General features: G+C 64.8%; 15 protein-coding genes and 2 tRNA genes. All 17 read right to left on the reverse strand.

Annotated features, from left to right (window positions below):
• Window positions 1-18 precede the first annotated feature (18 nt).
• Window positions 19-1089: a helix-turn-helix domain-containing protein gene (locus AC1DFC_RS27550; RefSeq protein ID WP_478180394.1), complete on the reverse strand. Its 1071-nt coding sequence runs from the start codon at window positions 1087-1089 to the stop codon at window positions 19-21.
• A 44-nt stretch (window positions 1090-1133) separates the two neighbouring features.
• Window positions 1134-1209 (reverse strand) — tRNA-Phe (locus AC1DFC_RS27555).
• A gap of 24 nt (window positions 1210-1233) precedes the next feature.
• On the reverse strand, window positions 1234-1935 hold the full coding sequence (locus AC1DFC_RS27560; RefSeq protein WP_007831069.1) for a response regulator: 702 nt from the start codon (window positions 1933-1935) through the stop codon (window positions 1234-1236).
• An 89-nt stretch (window positions 1936-2024) separates the two neighbouring features.
• Window positions 2025-4355 (reverse strand): sensor histidine kinase, encoded by a 2331-nt coding sequence (locus tag AC1DFC_RS27565; protein ID WP_478180395.1) that lies wholly within the window; start codon window positions 4353-4355, stop codon window positions 2025-2027.
• A complete protein-coding gene (locus AC1DFC_RS27570) occupies window positions 4352-4918 on the reverse strand; it encodes a DUF4390 domain-containing protein (RefSeq protein WP_007831065.1) in 567 nt (188 codons plus the stop codon). The genes AC1DFC_RS27565 and AC1DFC_RS27570 overlap by 4 nt, the downstream gene beginning before the upstream one ends.
• Window positions 4919-4970: 52 nt before the next feature.
• Window positions 4971-6356: a 16S rRNA (cytosine(967)-C(5))-methyltransferase RsmB gene (gene rsmB, locus AC1DFC_RS27575; RefSeq protein ID WP_478180396.1), complete on the reverse strand. Its 1386-nt coding sequence runs from the start codon at window positions 6354-6356 to the stop codon at window positions 4971-4973.
• Between the two features lie 79 nt (window positions 6357-6435).
• A complete protein-coding gene (locus AC1DFC_RS27580; protein ID WP_413314953.1) occupies window positions 6436-7044 on the reverse strand; it encodes a LemA family protein in 609 nt (202 codons plus the stop codon).
• A 98-nt stretch (window positions 7045-7142) separates the two neighbouring features.
• Window positions 7143-11378, reverse strand: coding sequence for a DNA-directed RNA polymerase subunit beta' (gene rpoC / locus AC1DFC_RS27585; protein ID WP_007831062.1), 4236 nt, complete (start codon window positions 11376-11378; stop codon window positions 7143-7145).
• A gap of 21 nt (window positions 11379-11399) precedes the next feature.
• Window positions 11400-15524 carry a DNA-directed RNA polymerase subunit beta gene (rpoB, locus tag AC1DFC_RS27590; RefSeq protein WP_007831061.1) on the reverse strand — a complete coding sequence of 1375 codons (4125 nt, stop codon included), beginning with the start codon at window positions 15522-15524 and terminating at the stop codon, window positions 11400-11402.
• A 296-nt stretch (window positions 15525-15820) separates the two neighbouring features.
• Window positions 15821-16195 (reverse strand): 50S ribosomal protein L7/L12, encoded by a 375-nt coding sequence (gene rplL, locus AC1DFC_RS27595; RefSeq protein ID WP_007831060.1) that lies wholly within the window; start codon window positions 16193-16195, stop codon window positions 15821-15823.
• Window positions 16196-16238: 43 nt separating this feature from the next.
• The gene (gene rplJ, locus AC1DFC_RS27600) at window positions 16239-16775 is read right to left on the reverse strand and encodes a 50S ribosomal protein L10 (RefSeq protein WP_007831059.1); all 537 of its coding nucleotides are present in this window, start codon (window positions 16773-16775) and stop codon (window positions 16239-16241) included.
• Window positions 16776-17035: 260 nt separating this feature from the next.
• The gene (rplA, locus tag AC1DFC_RS27605; RefSeq protein ID WP_007831052.1) at window positions 17036-17734 is read right to left on the reverse strand and encodes a 50S ribosomal protein L1; all 699 of its coding nucleotides are present in this window, start codon (window positions 17732-17734) and stop codon (window positions 17036-17038) included.
• Window positions 17735-18166, reverse strand: a complete 432-nt coding sequence (gene rplK, locus AC1DFC_RS27610) for a 50S ribosomal protein L11 (RefSeq protein ID WP_007831051.1) — start codon at window positions 18164-18166, stop codon at window positions 17735-17737. It lies immediately after the preceding gene.
• A 137-nt stretch (window positions 18167-18303) separates the two neighbouring features.
• Window positions 18304-18906: a transcription termination/antitermination protein NusG gene (gene nusG / locus AC1DFC_RS27615; protein ID WP_007831050.1), complete on the reverse strand. Its 603-nt coding sequence runs from the start codon at window positions 18904-18906 to the stop codon at window positions 18304-18306.
• Between the two features lie 3 nt (window positions 18907-18909).
• Complete coding sequence (gene secE / locus AC1DFC_RS27620; protein WP_007831049.1) at window positions 18910-19293, reverse strand: preprotein translocase subunit SecE; 384 nt, start codon at window positions 19291-19293, stop codon at window positions 18910-18912.
• Between the two features lie 101 nt (window positions 19294-19394).
• Window positions 19395-19470, reverse strand: a tRNA-Trp gene (locus tag AC1DFC_RS27625).
• 21 nt (window positions 19471-19491) lie between these two features.
• The coding region (locus AC1DFC_RS27630) for an EF-Tu C-terminal domain-related protein (RefSeq protein WP_478084152.1) at window positions 19492-19636 on the reverse strand (145 nt) is incomplete at its 5' end.

Raw genomic sequence — 19636 nt, forward strand, 5'->3', positions numbered from 1 at the left:
CCGGAAGCGGCGCGCGGATCAGCCGGCGTTCAGGCGACGCCAGCGCGCCGGCGGAGTCCCGATGTGCGCGGAGAACACACGCGTCAGATGGCTCTGATCGGCAAAGCCGCAGGTCGCGGCGATCTCCGCGATTGGAAGATCGGGCTGGCGCAGCAGGCGGCGCGCAGCATCGACGCGCTGCGCCACCAGCCACGCGTGCGGGGCCTGGCCGAAAGTCTGCTTGAAGGCCTTGCTGAAATGGCTGCGCGACAGCCCGCACTCGCGCGCCACCTCGGCGAGTGACACATCACTGGCCAGGTGTGCCATCAGGAAGGCCTTGGCACGGCGCTCCTGCCAGGGCGCCAGGCCTCGTGAGTCTGCATTGGCCACGCCCGCCGCGCCACCGTAGGCATGCAGCACATGGGCCTTCAATGCCAGCGCGAGGTGATCGACGAACAAGGTGCTCGCCTCTCCGGGCTGCATCAATACCGGCAGCATCGCGCGGCCGAGGCTCGCCACCACGGTGTCGACCGTGCCCGCGTCGCAACGCAGTGCACGCACGCGGGGTACGTCCATTTCCTCTGCGAAGGAGTCGATGGTTTCGCGCGGCACGTGGAACAGCATCGAATGGAACGGACTGCACACATAGGCAGAGTTGCATTCCGACAGGTCGGTGATGTGAAAAGCGCCTTCCCGCTGCGGGCCGAGCCGCAGCACGGTGCCGCCGCTGCGAATCCGCCGGGAGCCGCCCGACGAGATTTCCACGCTGAGCACGAAAGCGTCTTCGGCCGGCAAGGGCGGCAGGACGAAAAGATGCGGGAGATCGTAGTGAAGGCGCGCAATGCCGAGCTCCGACCCCCAGCGCGACGTAGCGACGAGCGACGGGACGACATCGACGCCGTACTGCTTCGCCAGGTGTTGGCCGAATCGGTTGTTGGGGCAGTGTGCGGTCGGCATGTAAGCGAAGTGCTGTGGCGCTGTCCGGGCACATCTTAGTTCGGCAGGCACACCCCGCTCCGGGTCACCGACGATCCGTTGTTCGATCGACTGCAGTGAGTTGGTTTGTCCCGGATTCACCTGGACAACAAAAAAGCCCTGACGTGTTGTCACGTGAGGGCTTTTGGGCATTCCCCGGACTTCCGAGGATGAAAAGATGGTGGCCTGGGGCGGAATCGAACCACCGACACGCGGATTTTCAATCCGCTGCTCTACCAACTGAGCTACCGGGCCATTGCATTTGAGTGCAGCCCTAAATTATACAGCGCTTCTGCGCCCTCTTGAAAGATCCACACCAAGTTGTTTGAGCTTTCGATAGAGATGGGTGCGTTCGAGGCCGGTTTTCTCGGCGACGCGGGTCATCGAACCATTCTCCATCGCGAGGTGGAACTCGAAGTACGCCTTCTCGAAACCGTCGCGCGCGTCGCGCAGCGGGCGGTCGAGATCGAAGCTCTGCGTCGACTGGGGGCCGGCGTCGGCCACGGGCACGGAAGCCAGCGAGGCCATCAGCAGGCTGTCGCCCGTCGTCGTGATGGCGGCCGCCTGGCTGCCGGCGACGGGCGCGGGCACCACGCCTGCAGCAGCGCGGCGCGCGCTCTCGCGCGCCAGGCCCTGCTCCACCGCCTTGAGCAGCTTCTGCATGGTGATGGGCTTCTCGAGGAAGGCGAACGCACCGATGCGCGTGGCGTCGACCGCGGTGTCGATGGTGGCGTGGCCGCTCATCATGATGACGGGCATGCTCAGCAGGCCGGCGGTGGACCACTCCTTGAGCAAGGTGACGCCGTCGGTGTCGGGCATCCAGATGTCGAGCAGAACGAGGTCGGGCCGCGCGCGCTGGCGCGCAGCGCGCGCCTCGGCGGCGTTTTCCGCGAGCTCCACGTTGTGGCCTTCGTCATTGAGAATTTCGAAGAGCAGGTCCCGGATGCCCAGCTCGTCATCGACCACGAGAATGTTTGCCATGAGTGCTGCTTGTTGTTTGCGCTGGTGTCTGCAATGTGTGTAGGGTCCGCGGGCCCATCCGTCGCCTGTGCGACGGATATTCGTGCGGCTCAGGCGGCGGAAGACTTTGAATCTTCGGTGTGAGCGGCCGCTGCCCGCGGCCCGCTTGCCAGCGCGAATGATAGCGAGACTTGCGCCCCTGCTACAGCCCCGTCGACGACACGGTTGGAAAGCTCGATGCGCGCGCCATGCTCGTCGGCGATTTTCTTGACGACCGCAAGGCCCAAACCGGTACCTTTTGTTTTCGTGGTGACGTAGGGTTCGAACGCGCGCTTCAGGATGTTCTCGGCAAAACCAGGGCCGCTGTCCTGCACGGTCAGGCGCACGCGCTGACCCGAATCTCCGAGCCGCGTGCGCACGACGACCTCGCCCGCCCTGCCGGTCCCGCTGGCGGCAGCCTCGGCGGCGTCCTGCGCGTTCTGCAACAGGTTGTGTATCACTTGGCGGATCTGCTGCGCATCGCCGCGAATGGGCGGGCAGCGCTCGTCGAGTTCGGAGCGCAGCGTGATCGGCAGGTTCTCCGCGCTGTAGAGCTGGAGCACGTCGGCCAGCAAGGCGTTGAGATCCACCGGCTTGAGGTCGGCGGCGGGCAGTCGCGCGTAGTCGCGGAATTCGTTCACCAGCCGCTTCATCGCATCGACCTGGTCGACGATGGTCTTCACCGACTTCACGAGCACGGCCTGTTCGGGCGGCTGGACCTTGCCCGACAGTTTCATCTCCAGCCGCTCGGCCGAGAGCTGGATCGGCGTGAGCGGGTTCTTGATTTCATGTGCCAGCCGGCGCGCGACCTCGCCCCAGGCCTGCGCGCGCTGGGCCGAGACGATCTCGGAGATGTCGTCGAACACCAGCAGCCGTGCGGCGCCGGGCAGTTCCGCGCCGCGCGCGACGATGTTGATGGCGCCGTCCTGCTGCGGCAGGTCGGTGCCGGAAGCGTGCAGTTCGAAGGCGTGTTGCCAGTGGTCGAGGCCGTGCTGCACGCGCTCGACGAGAAAGTCCTCGAATTGCTGCTGCACCTTGGCGCCGAAGTCGGCCAGGCCCGGCACGTCGACGAGTGCCCGGCCTTCGTAGGCCGCGAGCGGCGCGCGCAGCACACGGGTCGCGCCCGGATTGGTCGACAGCACGGTGCCCTTGGCGTCGAGCACGATCACGCCGGAGGTCAGGTTGTCGAGAATGGTCTGCAGGTTGGCGCGCGCGGCATCGAGCTCGCCCACGGTCTTCTCGACGGCGCCGCGGGCATCGGCCAGCTGCTGGGTCATGACGGCGAACGAGCGCGTGAGGCCGCCCAGTTCGTCCTTGCCCTGAAGCACCGCGGTGGGCCGCAGGTCGCCGGCGGCCACCTGGCGCACACCGTCGGCCAGCACGAGCAGCGGCCGCGCGAGCTGGTTGCCGAACAGCACGGCCAGCAGCACCGCACCGAACACGGCGAGGAACAGGCTCAGCGTGAGCGTGCCGATATACATGCGGCGCAGGCCCTCGCGAGCGAGCGCCCGCTCCTGGTATTCGCGGTTGGCCTCCTGCACGGCCAGCGCGTTGGCGACCACGGCCGGCGGCAGCGGCCGCGTGACTTGCAGATACCGGGGCGCGGTGTCGAAGTCGAAGCCCGGCCTCTGCACCATGGCGAGCGCGCGCACGCTCGCCACCGGCGGGGTCGCGCCCGGTGGGGCGGTTTCGTCCAGACCCTCGACGTGCGCGACGGCGCGCTCCGGTCGGACCTGGCGGAACTGCTGGGGGGTCGGACGCTCGGGGCTGAGCTGGAAACGGGAGCTGCCGGCGCTGGCCACCAGTTGCCCGGAACCGGTCCAGAGGATCACGTCGGTGGCCTCGAGCTGGTCGCGGATGCGTTCGAGCACCAGGCCCGCGCTCGTGTCGGGCACCTGCGCCAGCTGTGCGCTGGCGCCGCGCGTCTTGGCGGCGAGATCGTCTGACAGCGAATCGAGCGTGGCGCGCCCGAGGTTCAGGCCGGCATCGAGCGCACCTTCGACCTTGACGTCGAACCAGCTCTCGATCGAGCGCGCAACGAACTGATAGGACACCACGTAGACCAGCGCCCCGGGCACCACGGCCACCAGCGCGAAGATGGCCGCCAGCTTGATGAGCAGCCGGCTGCCGAACTTGCCTTGCCGCAGCCGCCGCAGCAACCGGAAGGCGACCCAGCCGATCACCAGCACCAGCAGCACCGCCACCACGACGTTGATGCCGAACAGGCGCACGTAGTAGCGCTCGTACAGCGCGCGGTTGTTGGTGGCCTGCGCCAGCAGGAACATCAGCACCAGGCCGATGGCCGTGACCAGCGCGGCACCGACGCCAATGGCCCAGCGCGTGGCCCGCGCGCGGCGCGCGGCCGGCGTGGCCGCTGCGCCGCTGCGCCCGGAAATGCTCACTTCTGCTTCTCCATTGCGAGCCGGGCCGTGCGCTCGGTGGCGATGTTCCAGTCGGCCTGCCCGACCACGCCGATCTGGAACGGGCGCGGCAGCTGCGAGGTGTCGAGCCGGAAGCGGAAGGTGACCTGGTGCAGCGGATCGTCGCCGACCTCCGACACGTCGGCCAACCGCAGGCGGCCGACGCGCTTGATGGCGTCGAGCGCGTCGGCCAGCGTGTCGAAGTTCTGGTTCAGCGAGATGCCCAGGCCGGCCGCGCCCGTCATCGGCGCTGCCGACACGTTGAGGCGCCAGCGACGCGTGAGGGGCTGGTAGGCCAGCCGCATGTGGCGCGTGACCTGGGCGACCTTTCGGTCGGTCCAGTACCAGCGCTCCTGGTAGAGCTCGGCCTCGGCCACGAAATAGATGGCGATGCCCTTGTCGAGCACCTCCTCCACCAGCGAGGGCAGTTCGAACTGCACCGCAGCGCTGAAATAAACGCCGTCGTCGGCCTGTTCGAGGCGCATCTGCGTGATCGACGCGCCGGTGCGGGCCTGGGCGGCCGCCGGAGCCGGCAGCCAGGCCATGCACATCGCCCAGGCCCAGAACAGGATGGGCAGCCAGACCGGCCAGCGCCGCTCAGTGCGGGCGCTTTTCAAGCAGGGCGTAGAAGAAACCGTCGTGGTCACCAGAGGGATTGTCCGGGACGCCGCGGGCATTCGACCCGCTTTGGGGCAGCAAATGGCCTGGCGATGGCAGCAATCGGGCGTCGGTGTTGTGTACAAGAAACGCATCAATTTGTTGCGAACCCTCTTCGCGAAACACGGAGCAGGTGCAGTAAAGGAGCCGGCCGCCGCGCCGCACCAGCGGCCAGAGCGCGGCCAGCAACGCGGCCTGCTGGGCGGCGAGCTGGGCGGTGTCGCTCTCGCGGCGCAGCCAGCGAACGTCGGGATGGCGCCGCACGATGCCCGAGGCGGTGCATGGCGCATCGAGCAGGATGGCGTCGAAAGGCGTGCCGTCCCACCACTGCGCCGGACGCCCCGCGTCGGCCACGAGCACCTTGGCGCTCAGTCCGAGGCGGGCGAGGGTTTCGTCGATGCGGCGGCTGCGGGCGGCATCGACTTCGAGCGCGGTCACGTCGATGGCGCCGGGAGCCGCCATTTCGAGCAGGTGCGCGGTCTTGCCGCCGGGAGCCGCGCAGGCATCGAGCACCCGCAGCGGCACTGCGGCACCGGGCTTCGCCGGCAACAGGCCTTCGAGCAGCAGCGGCGCGGCCATCTGCGCAGCGGCATCCTGCACCGAGCAGGCACCGTCGGCAAAGCCGGGCAGTTGCTGCACGGGGCGTGCACGCGTCAGTTGCAGGCCGCTGGGACCCACGCGCGTCGCGCCGAGACCGGCGGCCTCCAGCTCCACAAGATAGGAAGCCGCGGTCGACTTCTGAACATTGACCCGCAGCGTCATCGGCGCCTGCGCGTTGTCTGCGCCCAGCACCCGTTGCCACTCGCGCGGATGGTCGCGCTTGAGGCGCTCGATCCACCAGCGAGGGTGGTTCCATTGCGCGACCGGCTCGGAGTCGGTGGCGGCCACCAGTTCATCGCGCTCGCGCAGGAAGCGCCGCAGGCAGGCGTTGATGAAGCTGGCCTGCGCCCGCGTCGCGGGGTTGCGCTTGGCGGCCTCGACGGCCTGGTCGACCAGCGTGAACGGTTCGTAGGGCGCGCGCTCGGCGTCCCAGGCCAGCGCCAGCGCGGTGCACAGCAATGCATCGGGCAGGGGCGGCGGCGTGCGCTTGGCCAGGTGGCGGCGCAGCGCTTCGGCGCGGCCGAGCCATCGCAGCACCTGGAAGCCGAGCGCCTGCACGCCGGGCCGCAGCACGGGCTCGACGGCTTCGAACGCGACGGAACCCGAGGTGCCGGCGCGGATCGACGCCAGCGCCGCTGCGGTCAGTTGCAGCTGGCGCCAGAGCGGGGGCTGCAATGACGGCGTGCCGCTGCTGCTCGAGGAAGGATCGGAAGGTAGTTCTGACAAGTTGGGACGATGGTAACGGGCGCCCGAAAAGCCGGGCGCCACGCAATGGAAAGATGGAAAAGAATCGCGCCGGGTTCGTTCAGAGCAGTGGCGCAGCCGGACGCAGACGCACGGCCCATGCCACCAGCAGTGCCGGGAATTGCGCGATCGCGGCGTTGTAGTGCCCCACCGCCTGATTGAACTGGCCCCGAGCGATCTCCGCCGCGGCCGAAGGCTCGGGCCACGCGATCGGCTCGCTGGCGCTGGGCGACATGGCCTCGGCCCCGGGCTGCAGTTGCGCCGGCCGCGACAGCGTGCCGTCGGCATCGAACACCGTCACTTCGTCCGGGTGCTGGCGGCGCCATGCATTGGCCCACACCTGGAGCGCAGTGGCCAGCGCGGCCATGCCGCCGCTGTCCAACGGGTGCAGCCGGGTCGCACCGAGCAAGGTCGCGAGCTGGGTCGTCGCGGCCTGCAATGGCGCGATGGACGACAGCGACTCCCCCGTTGGCGCTGCTTCTGGCGCTGGCGCGGCGGTGATGCTGGCCTGCACGAAATCCAGCTGCTTGCCCAGGGCCGCGTCGAGCAGGCCGTAGGCCTGCAGCACAGCCGCGCGCAAACGCACCAGCCGGTTGTAGGCACCGACAAACCAGAACAACAGGATCGCAATGACGATCCAGCTGGCCAGCGATTCGGGCAACACGCTCATCGACGACAACGCCTCATGGAAAACACAAAGAAAAACGCCCCCCAACCGGGGGCGGTCGGGGGGCGTGTGTACCGGTCATGGCCGGTGATGCTACCCAGTTATTCGGTCGCAGCGCCTTCGCTGGCGTCCGCCGTACTGGTCGTCGCATCGCTGTCGGCGGAGCCTGCCAGTTCGGCAGCTTCCGATTCGGCGATGGCGCGGCGCTCGGCTTCGTCCATGGCGTCCTTGACCTTGCGGGCCTGGTGGTACGCCATGCCGGTGCCTGCGGGAATCAGGCGGCCGACGATGACGTTTTCCTTCAGGCCGCGCAGCTCGTCGCGCTTGCCCATGATCGCGGCTTCGGTCAGCACGCGCGTCGTTTCCTGGAACGACGCGGCCGAGATGAACGAGTCGGTCGACAGCGATGCCTTCGTGATACCGAGCAGCAGGTTGGTGAACGTCGCGGGGATCTTGCCTTCGGCGCGCAGGGCGTCGTTGGTGTTGAGCATTTCGCTGCGTTCGACCTGTTCGCCGGAGATGTAGCCGGTCTCGCCGATGTTGTCGACCACGACGCGGCGCAGCATCTGGCGAACGATCACCTCGATGTGCTTGTCGTTGATCTTCACACCCTGCAAACGGTACACGTCCTGCACTTCGTCCACGATGTAGCGCGCGAGTTCTTCCGAACCCAGCAGGCGCAGGATGTCCTGCGGGTCCGCCGGGCCGTCGACCACGCTTTCGCCCTTGTTCACCACCTGGCCTTCGTGCACCAGGATGTTCTTTTCCTTCGGCACGAGGTCTTCCCAGACCGTGCCTTCCGGATCGGTGATCTGCAGGCGGATCTTGCCCTTGGTTTCCTTGCCGAACGACACGGTACCGGTCATTTCGGCCAGCATTCCCTTGTCCTTAGGCGAACGGGCTTCGAACAGCTCGGCGACGCGCGGCAGACCGCCGGTGATGTCGCGGGTCTTCTGGCCTTCGACCGGAATACGCGCCAGCACCTCGCCGGGGCCCACGTCCTGGCCGTCGCGGATCTGCACCAGCGCGCCGATCGGGAAGCCGATCGTCACCGAGTGATCGGTGCCGGGGATCTTCACTTCCTGGCCTTGCGCATCGATCAGCTTCACCTGCGGGCGAACGACCTTGGCAGCGCCGCGGCGCTTCGGATCGATCACGACCAGGGTCGACAGACCGGTCACTTCGTCCACCTGCTTCGCAACCGTGAGGCCTTCCTCGACGTTTTCGAACTGCGTCTTGCCGGCGAATTCCGTGATGATCGGGCGGGTCAGCGGGTCCCAGTTGGCGAGCACGTGGCCGGCCTTGATCTGCTGGTCGGCCTTGACCGTCAGCGTGGCGCCGTACGGCACCTTGTGACGTTCGCGCTCACGGCCGTGCTCGTCATGGATGACGATCTCGCCCGAACGCGAAATCACGACCAGCTCGCCCTTGCTGTTGGTCACGTAGCGCATCGTGGCATTGAAGCCGATCGAGCCGTTCGACTTGGCTTCCACGCTCGAAGCGATGGCAGCGCGCGAAGCGGCGCCACCGATGTGGAAGGTACGCATCGTCAGCTGCGTGCCGGGTTCGCCGATGGACTGGGCAGCGATCACACCGACGGCTTCGCCGATGTTGATCAGGCCGCCGCGGCCCAGGTCGCGTCCGTAGCAGGTCGCGCAGATGCCGAAGCGGGTTTCGCAGGTCAGCGCGGTGCGGACCTTGACTTCGTCGACGCCCTGGGCTTCCAGGACTTCGATGTTGTCTTCGTCGAACATCTCGCCGGCCTTGAGCAGCACCGAACGGTTTTCCGGGTGCAGCACGTCGTCCGCAGCCGAGCGGCCGAGGATACGGTCGCGCAGCGATTCGATCACTTCACCGCCTTCGACGATCGCGCGCATCAGGTAGCCGCCGTGCGTGCCGCAGTCCTGTTCGGTGACCACCAGATCCTGCGTCACGTCGACCAGACGACGGGTCAGGTAACCCGAGTTCGCCGTCTTCAGCGCCGTGTCGGCCAGACCCTTACGGGCACCGTGGGTGGAGATGAAGTACTCCAGCACGTTCAGGCCTTCGCGGAAGTTCGCGGTAATGGGCGTCTCGATGATCGAGCCGTCCGGCTTGGCCATCAGGCCCCGCATACCGGCCACCTGGCGAATCTGCGCTGCGGAACCGCGGGCGCCCGAGTCGGCCATCATGTAGATGGAGTTGAACGACTCCTGCTCGACTTCCTTGCCGTGGCGGTCGATGACCTTCTGCTTCGAGAGCTTGGCCATCATGACCTTCGACACTTCGTCGCCGGCCTTGCCCCAGATGTCCACCACCTTGTTGTAGCGCTCGCCGGAGGTCACGAGACCGGAGACGTACTGCTGTTCGATCTCCTTCACTTCCTTGGCCGAGCGTTCGATGATGCCGTGCTTTTCAGCGGGCACCAGCATGTCGTCGATCGCGATCGAGATGCCGGCCTTGGTCGCCAGGCGGAAGCCGTTCTGCAGCAGCTTGTCGGCGAACACGACGGTCTCTTTCAGGCCGCACTTGCGGAACGAGACGTTGATGAGCTTGGAGATTTCCTTCTTCTTCAGCGCCTTGTTGATGTTCGAGAACGGCAGGCCCTTCGGCAGGATCTCGGACAGCAGTGCGCGGCCCACGGTGGTGTCCACGAGCGAGGTCGACGGCGTGAAGACGCCGGTTTCCTTGTCCTTGGTGTACTCCGTGATGCGCACCGCCACCTTGGCGGTGAGTTCGACTTCGTTGGCGTCGAGCGCGCGCTGCACTTCACCGATGTCGGAGAAGATCAGGCCCTCGCCCTTGCCGTTGATGCGGTCGCGGGTCGTGTAGTACAGACCCAGCACCACGTCCTGCGAAGGAACGATCGACGGTTCGCCCGAAGCCGGGAACAGCACGTTGTTGGAGGCCAGCATCAGCGTGCGGGCTTCCATCTGCGCTTCCACCGACAGCGGCACGTGGACAGCCATCTGGTCGCCGTCGAAGTCGGCGTTGAAGGCCGCGCAAACGAGCGGGTGCAGCTGGATGGCCTTGCCTTCGATCAGGATCGGCTCGAAGGCCTGGATGCCCAGGCGGTGCAGCGTCGGAGCGCGGTTCAGCATGACCGGGTGCTCCTTGATGACCTCTTCCAGGATGTCCCAGACCACCGGCGTGCCCGATTCGACTTCCTTCTTGGCAGCCTTGATCGTCGTCGCGATGCCCATGGCCTCGAGGCGCGAGAAGATGAAGGGCTTGAACAGCTCGAGCGCCATCAGCTTCGGCAGGCCGCACTGGTGCAGCTTGAGCGTCGGGCCCACCACGATGACCGAACGGCCCGAGTAGTCGACGCGCTTGCCCAGCAGATTCTGGCGGAAGCGGCCGCTCTTGCCCTTGATCATGTCGGCCAGCGACTTCAGCGCGCGCTTGTTGGCGCCCGTCATGGCCTTGCCGCGGCGGCCGTTGTCGAGCAGCGAGTCGACAGCTTCCTGCAGCATCCGCTTTTCGTTGCGCGCGATGATTTCCGGAGCCTTCAGCTCCAGCAGGCGGCGCAGGCGCGAATTGCGGTTGATGACGCGGCGGTACAGGTCGTTCAGGTCGGAGGTCGCGAAGCGGCCGCCGTCCAGCGGCACCAGCGGACGCAGGTCCGGCGGCAGCACGGGCAGCACGTCGAGCACCATCCACTCGGGCTTGATGCCCGACTTGCGGAAGGCTTCCAGCACCTTCAGGCGCTTGGAGTTCTTCTTGACCTTGACTTCGGAGCCGGTCAGGTCGCCGCGCAGGCGTTCGATCTCGCTGTCGAGTTCGATGCCTTCGAGCAGGTCCTTGATGCCTTCGGCGCCCATCTTGGCGACGAATTCGTCACCGTATTCCTTGCGCTTCGCGTCGTAGTCGTCCTCGGACATGATGCCGAACTTCTTCAGCGGGGTCATGCCGGGGTCGGTGATCACGTAGGCTTCGAAGTACAGCACGCGTTCGATGTCGCGCAGCGTCATGTCGAGCACGAGGCCCAGGCGCGACGGCAGCGACTTCAGGAACCAGATGTGGGCACAGGGCGCGGCCAGGTCGATGTGACCCATGCGCTCGCGGCGCACCTTGGTCTGCGTGACTTCGACGCCGCACTTCTCGCAGATCACGCCGCGGTGCTTCAGGCGCTTGTACTTGCCGCACAGGCACTCGTAGTCCTTGATGGGGCCGAAGATCTTGGCGCAGAACAGGCCGTCGCGCTCGGGCTTGAACGTGCGGTAGTTGATCGTCTCGGGCTTCTTCACTTCGCCGAAAGACCACGAGCGGATCTTCTCGGGCGAAGCCATGCCGATCTTGATGGCATCGAAATGCTCATCGGGCGTGAATTGCTTGAACAGGTCGAGTAGCGATTTCATAAGACTCTTTCCCTTTTCAACTTAAGAACGCTCGAGCTCGATGTCGAGCCCCAGCGAACGGATTTCCTTGACCAGCACGTTGAACGATTCCGGCATGCCGGCTTCGATCGAGTGCTCGCCCTTGACGATGCTTTCGTACACCTTGGTACGGCCTTGCACGTCGTCGGACTTCACGGTCAGCATTTCCTGCAGGACGTAGGCGGCGCCGTAAGCTTCCAGCGCCCACACTTCCATTTCCCCGAAACGCTGGCCGCCGAACTGCGCCTTGCCGCCCAGCGGTTGCTGCGTGACGAGCGAGTACGGGCCGGTCGAACGGGCGTGCATCTTGTCGTCCACCAGGTGGTGCAGCTTCAGGAAGTGCATGTAGCCGACGGTGACGGGGCGCTCGAACTGGTCGCCGGTGCGGCCGTCGAACAGGTAGGCCTGCGTGCGCGTATCGGTCAGGCCCTTGAGCTTGGCGATGTCATCCGGGTAGGCGAGCTTCAGCATGCCGCGGATTTCTTCTTCCGAAGCACCGTCGAACACAGGCGTCGCGAAGGTCGCGCCGTTCTGCAGGTTCGCTGCCATTTCGAGCAGTTCGGTGTCGTTCAGCGAGCTGATGTTTTCCTGGCGGCCCGAGCCGTTGTACAGCTGCTCCATGAACTTGCGCAGCTCGGCCACCTTGGCCTCCTGCTGCAGCAGGTCACCGATGCGCTGGCCAATGCCCTTGCCGGCCCAGCCCAGGTGCACTTCCAACACCTGGCCCACGTTCATCCGCGAAGGCACGCCCAGCGGGTTCAGGCAGATGTCGCACGGCGTGCCGTCGGCCATGTGGGGCATGTCTTCGACCGGAACGATCTTCGACACCACACCCTTGTTGCCGTGGCGGCCGGCCATCTTGTCGCCGGGTTGCAGGCGGCGCTTGACGGCCAGGTAGACCTTGACCATCTTGAGCACGCCCGCGGGCAGCTCGTCGCCCTGCGTGAGCTTCTTGCGCTTTTCTTCGAACGCGAGGTCGAAGCTGTGGCGCGTCTGCTCCAGCGAGTTCTTGATCGACTCGAGCTGCGTGGCCACTTCGTCTTCCGCCGGGCGGATGTCGAACCAGTGGAACTTCTCGACCGACGACAGGTAGGCCTTGTCGAGCTTGGTGCCCTTGGCCAGCTTGTTCGGGCCGCCGTTGGCGACCTTGCCGGTCAGCAGCTTCTCGATACGGTCGAACGCGTCGGCTTCGACGATGCGAAGCTGGTCGTTCAGGTCGAGGCGGAAGCGCTTGAGTTCATCGTCGATGATCTGCTGGGCGCGCTTGTCGCGCGTGATGCCTTCGCGGGTGAAGACCTGCACATCGATCACGGTGCCTTGCGAGCCCTGGTCCACACGCAGCGAGGTGTCCTTCACGTCGGAAGCCTTCTCGCCGAAGATGGCGCGCAGCAGCTTCTCTTCAGGCGTCAGCGTGGTCTCGCCCTTCGGCGTGACCTTGCCCACCAGCGTGTCGCCCGGCTGCACTTCGGCGCCGACATAGATGATGCCGGATTCGTCGAGGCGGTTGAGCTGCTGCTCGGCCAGGTTCGGGATGTCGCGCGTGATTTCTTCAGCGCCCAGCTTCGTGTCGCGAGCCATCACCACCAGTTCCTCGATGTGGATCGAGGTATAGCGGTCTTCGGCAACGACACGTTCCGAGATCAGGATCGAGTCTTCGAAGTTGTAGCCGTTCCAGGGCATGAACGCGATCAGCATGTTCTGGCCGAGGGCCAGTTCGCCGAGGTCGGTCGATGCGCCGTCGGCCACCACGTCGCCCTTGGCGATCTTGTCGCCGCGCTTGACGATCGGACGCTGATGAATGTTGGTGTTCTGGTTCGAACGCTGATACTTGATCAGGTTGTAGATGTCCACACCGACTTCACCGGCAGCCGCTTCGGCGTCGTTCACGCGCACCACGACACGGGTCGCATCGACGTAGTCGACGATACCGCCACGGGTGGCCGTGACCACGGTGCCCGAGTCGACCGCGGAGACGCGCTCGATACCGGTACCGACCATCGGCTTCTCGGGACGCAGCACGGGCACGGCCTGACGCTGCATGTTGGCGCCCATCAACGCGCGGTTCGCGTCGTCGTGCTCCAGGAACGGCACGAGCGATGCGGCCACCGATACGATCTGTGCGGGCGACACGTCCATGTACTGGATGCGCTCGGCACCGACCAGGATCGATTCGCCGGCTTCACGCGCGGAGACCAGGTCGCCGGTCAGCACGCCGTCCTTGTCCAGGGCCGCATTGGCCTGGGCGATGACGTACTTGCCTTCCTCGATGGCCGACAGGTAGTCGATCTCGTGGGTGACCTTGCTGTCCACCACGCGGCGGTACGGCGTCTCGATGAAGCCGTATTCGTTCAGGCGGGCGTACAGGGCCAGCGAGTTGATCAGGCCGATGTTCGGGCCTTCAGGCGTTTCGATCGGGCACACGCGGCCGTAGTGGGTCACGTGCACGTCGCGCACTTCGAAGCCTGCACGTTCGCGCGTCAGACCGCCCGGGCCAAGGGCCGACACGCGGCGCTTGTGGGTGATTTCGGACAGCGGGTTCGTCTGGTCCATGAACTGCGACAGCTGCGACGCACCGAAGAATTCCTTCAGCGCGGCCGAGATCGGCTTGCTGTTGATCAGGTCGTGCGGCATCAGCGGCTCTTGTTCCGCTTGACCCAGACGTTCCTTCACGGCCTTTTCGATACGTGCCAGGCCGGTGCGGTACTGGTTCTCGGCCAGTTCGCCGACGCAACGCACGCGGCGGTTGCCCAGGTGGTCGATGTCGTCGACTTCGCCGTTGCCGTTGCGCAGGTCGACGAGGATCTTGACCACGGCCAGGATGTCTTCGTTGGTCAGCACCATCGGGCCGGTCGACTCGTCGCGGCCGACCTTGGCGTTGAACTTCATGCGGCCGACGCGCGACAGGTCGTACGTGTCCGGGTTGTAGAACAGGCGCTGGAACAGCGCTTGCACGGCGTCTTCCGTCGGCGGCTCGCCGGGGCGCATCATGCGGTAGATGGCCACGCGGGCGGCGAATTCGTCCACCGTTTCGTCGATGCGCAGCGTCTGCGAGATGTACGCGCCCTGGTCCAGTTCGTTCGTGTAGATGACCTGGATGTCCTGCACGCCAGCCGTACGCAGCTTCTTCAGCAGCGCTTCGGTCAGCTCGTCGTTGGCCTTGGCCAGGATTTCGCCGGAGTCGGCGTCGACGATGTTGCGGGCGATCACGCGGCCGACCAGGAAGTCTTCCGGCACGCTGATGTGCGTGGTGCCGCCCTGCTCAAGCTCACGCGTGTGACGCGCGGTGACGCGCTTGTCCTTGGCGACCACGACCTTGCCCGACTTGTCAGTGATGTCGAAGCGCGCGACTTCGCCGCGCAGGCGCTCGGAGACGAACTCCATCTGCGCACCGCTGTCCATCAGGCGGAAGTTGTCGTTCACGAAGAAGTTCGCGAGGATCGATTCCGGGTTCAGGCCGATGGCCTTCAGCAGGATCGTGACCGGCATCTTGCGGCGACGGTCCACGCGGAAGTACAGCATGTCCTTCGGGTCGAACTCGAAGTCGAGCCACGAACCGCGGTAAGGAATCACGCGGGCCGAGAACAGCAGCTTGCCCGAGCTGTGCGTCTTGCCCTTGTCGTGTTCGAAGAACACGCCCGGCGAACGGTGCAGCTGCGAGACGATCACGCGCTCGGTGCCGTTGATGATGAACGAACCCTTGTCGGTCATGAGCGGAACTTCGCCCATGTAGACCTCTTGCTCCTTCACTTCCTTGACCACCTTCGACTGCGACGTCGACGACTCGCGGTCATAGATGATGAGCTGGACCTTGGCGCGCACGGCCGAGGCGAAGGTCAGACCACGGGTCTGGCATTCACGCACGTCGAACGCCGGCTTCGCCAGGTTGTACTCGAGGAACTTCATCTCGACGAAACCGTTGTGCGAGACGATCGGGAAGGCGGCGTCGAACGCGGCCTGCAGGCCTTCGACGGTGCGTTGTTTCGGGGGAATGCCGGCTTGCAGGAACGCGGTGTACGCGTCTTTCTGCATCTGCAGCAGGTAGGGGATTTCGACGACGCTGTCGCGATTGCCGAAACTTTTTCGGATGCGCTTGCGTTCGGTGTAACTGTACGCGGACGATTGGGCCATGAGAGCTCCGGTGCTTGAGATCTTCAGCGACTTGTCAGCAGTGCCGAGGCACCACTGCTTGGCGGCTGGCCACTACCAGCCGTTGGCGGACAGCGATGCGTTGCACATCGCCCGAACCAAGGGATCTTCTGCAGTCGGGGTCAGAAGACACTCGAAAATCCGCTTGATTTTGACTTTCCCTTCGACCTGAAGATCTCCGGGGAAGCCGGCAATCAAGCCGACTTTCGGGTGCGCTCTGAAAGCGGCAAAGGCTGGAGGGCCTTTTCAAGCACCTCCAGCCCTCTAGGGGGTCTGAATTACTTCAGTTCCACCTTGGCGCCAGCTTCTTCCAGCTTCTTCTTGGCAGCGTCAGCGTCAGCCTTCGACAGGCCTTCCTTGACAGCCTTGGGAGCGGCTTCCACCAGGTCCTTGGCTTCCTTGAGGCCCAGGCCGGTGATTTCGCGCACGGCCTTGATGACCGACACCTTGTTCGCGCCGACATCGGCCAGCACGACATTGAATTCGGTCTTCTCTTCGACCACAGCGGCGGCAGCGCCACCACCGGCGGCCGGAGCCGACATTGCAGCGGCGCTCACGCCGAACTTCTCTTCGATGGCTTTCACCAGGTCGTTGAGTTCCAGGACCGTCATCGCGTCGAGTGCGGTCAGAAATGCGTCTTTATCGAATGCCATTTTTGTTTCCTAACAATTGGGTTGAATGTTTCAAACGCGAGGCTCAAGCGGCCTGCGCTTCTGCCGGTGCATCGGCAACGGGTGCAGCTTCGCCACCACCGCGCTTCTCGGCCAGCGCCGCGAGCACGCGGGCGGTACGAGAGATCGGGGATTGCATCAAGCCCAGCAATTGCGCCAGCAGCACTTCCTTCGAAGGGATGTTGGCCAGTTGCTTCACGCCGTTCACGTCCAGGGCCTTGCCGCCAAACGCGCCACCGCGAATCACCAACTTGTCGTTGGTCTTCGCGAAGTCGGCCACCACCTTGGCGGCAGCCACTGCGTCTTCGGAAAAGCCGTAGATCAGCGGACCGGTCATCTGGTCGCCAACAATCTCAAACGCGCTACCGGCGACAGCACGGCGTGCCAGGGTGTTCTTCAGAACACTCAGGGTCACACCCTTGCTGCGCGCTTCGATGCGCAGTTTGGTCATATCGGCCACCGTGATGCCACGGTATTCCGCCATCACGAGCGTTTGAGCTTTTGCGGCGAGGCTGGTCACATCACTGATGACCGCTTCTTTCTCACTGCGATTCAGACTCAAGGTCTACTCCTTTTAATGCGATCTTCGGCCGGGGCCTGGGATCGCGCTTCATGCAGCGACCAACAACTGTTTCGGAACAAAAATCAAATTCCTTGCAGCGGGATCGCCATCTGCGCTGGATACCGGAAGGATCGATCCGGCGATTAAGTGCAGCGCCCTGCACACCAGCGGTCTTGGATGGCCCGCAGCAACCTGAGCTGCCGCGACCCACCACATTCGCCCCGCCCCTTCACGTTAGATCAGGAGCAAGGCAAATCTCTTTAGCTCGCCGAGATGGTTTGCGTGTCCACGCGGACACCCAGACCCATGGTCGACGACACAGCCACCTTGCGCAGGTACACGCCCTTGCTGGTCGCCGGCTTGGCCTTGACCAGAGCGTCGATCAGCGCGGCGAGGTTGCCCTGCAGCTTGTCATTGTCGAACGAGCGGCGGCCGATCGTGCCGTGCACGATGCCGGCCTTGTCGACGCGGAACTGGACCTGGCCAGCCTTGGCGTTCTTCACGGCCGTGGCGACGTCCGGAGTCACGGTGCCAACCTTGGGATTGGGCATCAGGCCGCGCGGGCCGAGGATCTGGCCGAGCGTACCGACGACGCGCATCGCGTCAGGGGCAGCGATCACGACGTCGAAAGGCATGTCGCCAGCCTTGACCATGGCAGCGAGGTCGTCCATGCCGACGATGTCGGCGCCGGCGGCCTTGGCTTCTTCAGCCTTGGCGCCTTGGGCGAACACGGCGACGCGCTTGGTCTTGCCGGTGCCGTTGGGCAGCACGACGGCGCCACGCACGACCTGGTCCGACTTCTTCGCGTCGATGCCGAGCTGCACAGCCACGTCGATCGATTCGTCGAACTTGGCGGTGGCGGCGTCCTTGACGATGACGATCGCGTCAGCCAGCGGGTACAGCTTGTTGCTGTCGACCTTGCCTGCGAGCGACTTCTGCTTCTTGGTGATCTTGGACATTTACACGCCCTCCACATTCACGCCCATCGAGCGGGCCGAGCCGGCGATGGTGCGAACTGCTGCGTCGAGGTCGGCGGCAGTCAGGTCCTTCATCTTGGCCTTGGCAATTTCTTCGAGCTGTGCGCGAGTGATCTTGCCGACCTTGTCGGTGTGCGGACGGGCCGAGCCCTTTTCCAGCTTGATGGCCTTCTTGATCAAGGTGATCGCCGGGGGCGTCTTGATGATGAAGGTGAAGCTCTTGTCAGCGAACGCGGTGATGACCACCGGCAGCGGCAGACCCGGCTCGACGCCTTGGGTTTGCGCATTGAACGCCTTGCAGAACTCCATGATGTTCAGACCGCGCTGACCGAGTGCGGGACCGATCGGCGGGGACGGGTTGGCCTTACCAGCTGGCACTTGCAGCTTGATGAAGCCGACGATTTTTTTCGCCATGCTTTTTGCTCCTTGCGGGTGATATCGCCTTGGCTTGCGGCCAGGGCTCCCCGGGGTTGAACGACTCTTCGATCAAGGCCGCGCGCCGAGTCGGACAACGCGCAGCCGGGAATGCTTCAGGCCTTGCGGCCTGTGGCTCAGGTCTTTTCGACCTGGCTGAATTCGAGCTCCACAGGCGTCGCGCGGCCGAAAATCATGACCGACACGCTGACCTTGCTCTTCTCGTAGTTGACTTCTTCGACCGTGCCGTTGAAGTCGGTGAACGGGCCTTCCTTGACGCGCACGAATTCGCCGACGGTGAACTCGACCTTGTGGCGCGGCTTCTCGGTGCCCTGCTGCATCTGGCTGACGATGTCCTCGACCTCTTTCTGCGAGATCGGGGCCGGACGGTTCTTGGCGCCACCCACGAAACCCGTCACCTTGTTGGTGTGCTTCACCAGGTGCCAGCTCTCGTCGTCCATGATCATTTCGACCAGGACGTAGCCAGGAAAGAAGCGGCGCTCGGTGGTGCGCTTCTGGCCGTTCTTGATCTCGACCACTTCCTCGGTCGGAACCAGGATGCGGCCGAACTTGTCCTGCATGCCGGCGCGGTTGATGCGCTCGGTGATGTTGCGCTCGACGGCCTTTTCCATGCCCGAATAGGCATGCACCACATACCAACGCAGATCGGGGTTGGCGGCGGGAGCCAGAATCGGAGTGTTTTCCTCTTCAGGCGTGGTTTCAACTACGTCGTCGGTCATTGCTTACTTTCTCCAGCCCAGAATGAGGTCGAAAAACACCCATTCGAGCGTCTTGTCGGTGAGCCAGAGGAAGACGGACATGATCGCCACAAAGGCGAACACATAAGCCGTCATCTGCATTGCTTCCTTGCGGGTCGGCCACACGACCTTCTTGACCTCGCGCCACGAGTCGCGGCCAAAAGCCCACAACTGACGGCCATTCTCCGAACTGCCAAAGGCACCCACCGCAGCGGCCAGGCCGACCAGCAGCGCAGCCCACTGGACCAGCGAACCTTGGCGCGACAGCAGATAGAACGCCACAATGGCGCCCACTGCCAGCACAACAGCCGCGGCCAACTTGGCCTTGTCTGCGCCGGTGCTCACGGTTTCGATTTGAGAAGTGGCCATGGTTGGCTGATTTCCTGCGCCTTTCGGCCTTCTATTCAATGCGCCTCTTGAGACGCCGAAGCCCATCGGGTCACGATGGGCTTTTCGGGGTGCCACCTAGGTGGCAGGGGCAGTAGGAATCGAACCTACAACCTTCGGTTTTGGAGACCGACGCTCTGCCAATTGAGCTATACCCCTCCGGTACTCTTTTCGCTCGGCTTAGATGTCGAGGATTTTCGCCACGACGCCCGAACCCACGGTGCGGCCGCCTTCGCGGATGGCGAAGCGCAGGCCTTCTTCCATCGCGATCGGGTTGATCAGCTTCACGGTGATGCTGACGTTGTCGCCRGGCATGACCATTTCC

It is taken from the genome of Variovorax sp. 10L421, assembly GCF_056395365.1.

Bases quoted from the DNA above. Each gene is read 5' to 3' on its own strand.
- AC1DFC_RS27560 (WP_007831069.1), bottom strand. From the start codon at position 1,935: ATGGCAAACATTCTCGTGGTCGATGACGAGCTGGGCATCCGGGACCTG.
- AC1DFC_RS27570 (WP_007831065.1), bottom strand. From the start codon at position 4,918: ATGGCCTGGCTGCCGGCTCCGGCGGCCGCCCAGGCCCGCACCGGCGCG.
- AC1DFC_RS27580 (WP_413314953.1), bottom strand. From the start codon at position 7,044: ATGAGCGTGTTGCCCGAATCGCTGGCCAGCTGGATCGTCATTGCGATC.
- rpoC (WP_007831062.1), bottom strand. From the start codon at position 11,378: ATGAAATCGCTACTCGACCTGTTCAAGCAATTCACGCCCGATGAGCAT.
- rpoB (WP_007831061.1), bottom strand. From the start codon at position 15,524: ATGGCCCAATCGTCCGCGTACAGTTACACCGAACGCAAGCGCATCCGA.
- rplL (WP_007831060.1), bottom strand. From the start codon at position 16,195: ATGGCATTCGATAAAGACGCATTTCTGACCGCACTCGACGCGATGACG.
- rplA (WP_007831052.1), bottom strand. From the start codon at position 17,734: ATGTCCAAGATCACCAAGAAGCAGAAGTCGCTCGCAGGCAAGGTCGAC.
- rplK (WP_007831051.1), bottom strand. From the start codon at position 18,166: ATGGCGAAAAAAATCGTCGGCTTCATCAAGCTGCAAGTGCCAGCTGGT.
- nusG (WP_007831050.1), bottom strand. From the start codon at position 18,906: ATGACCGACGACGTAGTTGAAACCACGCCTGAAGAGGAAAACACTCCG.
- secE (WP_007831049.1), bottom strand. From the start codon at position 19,293: ATGGCCACTTCTCAAATCGAAACCGTGAGCACCGGCGCAGACAAGGCC.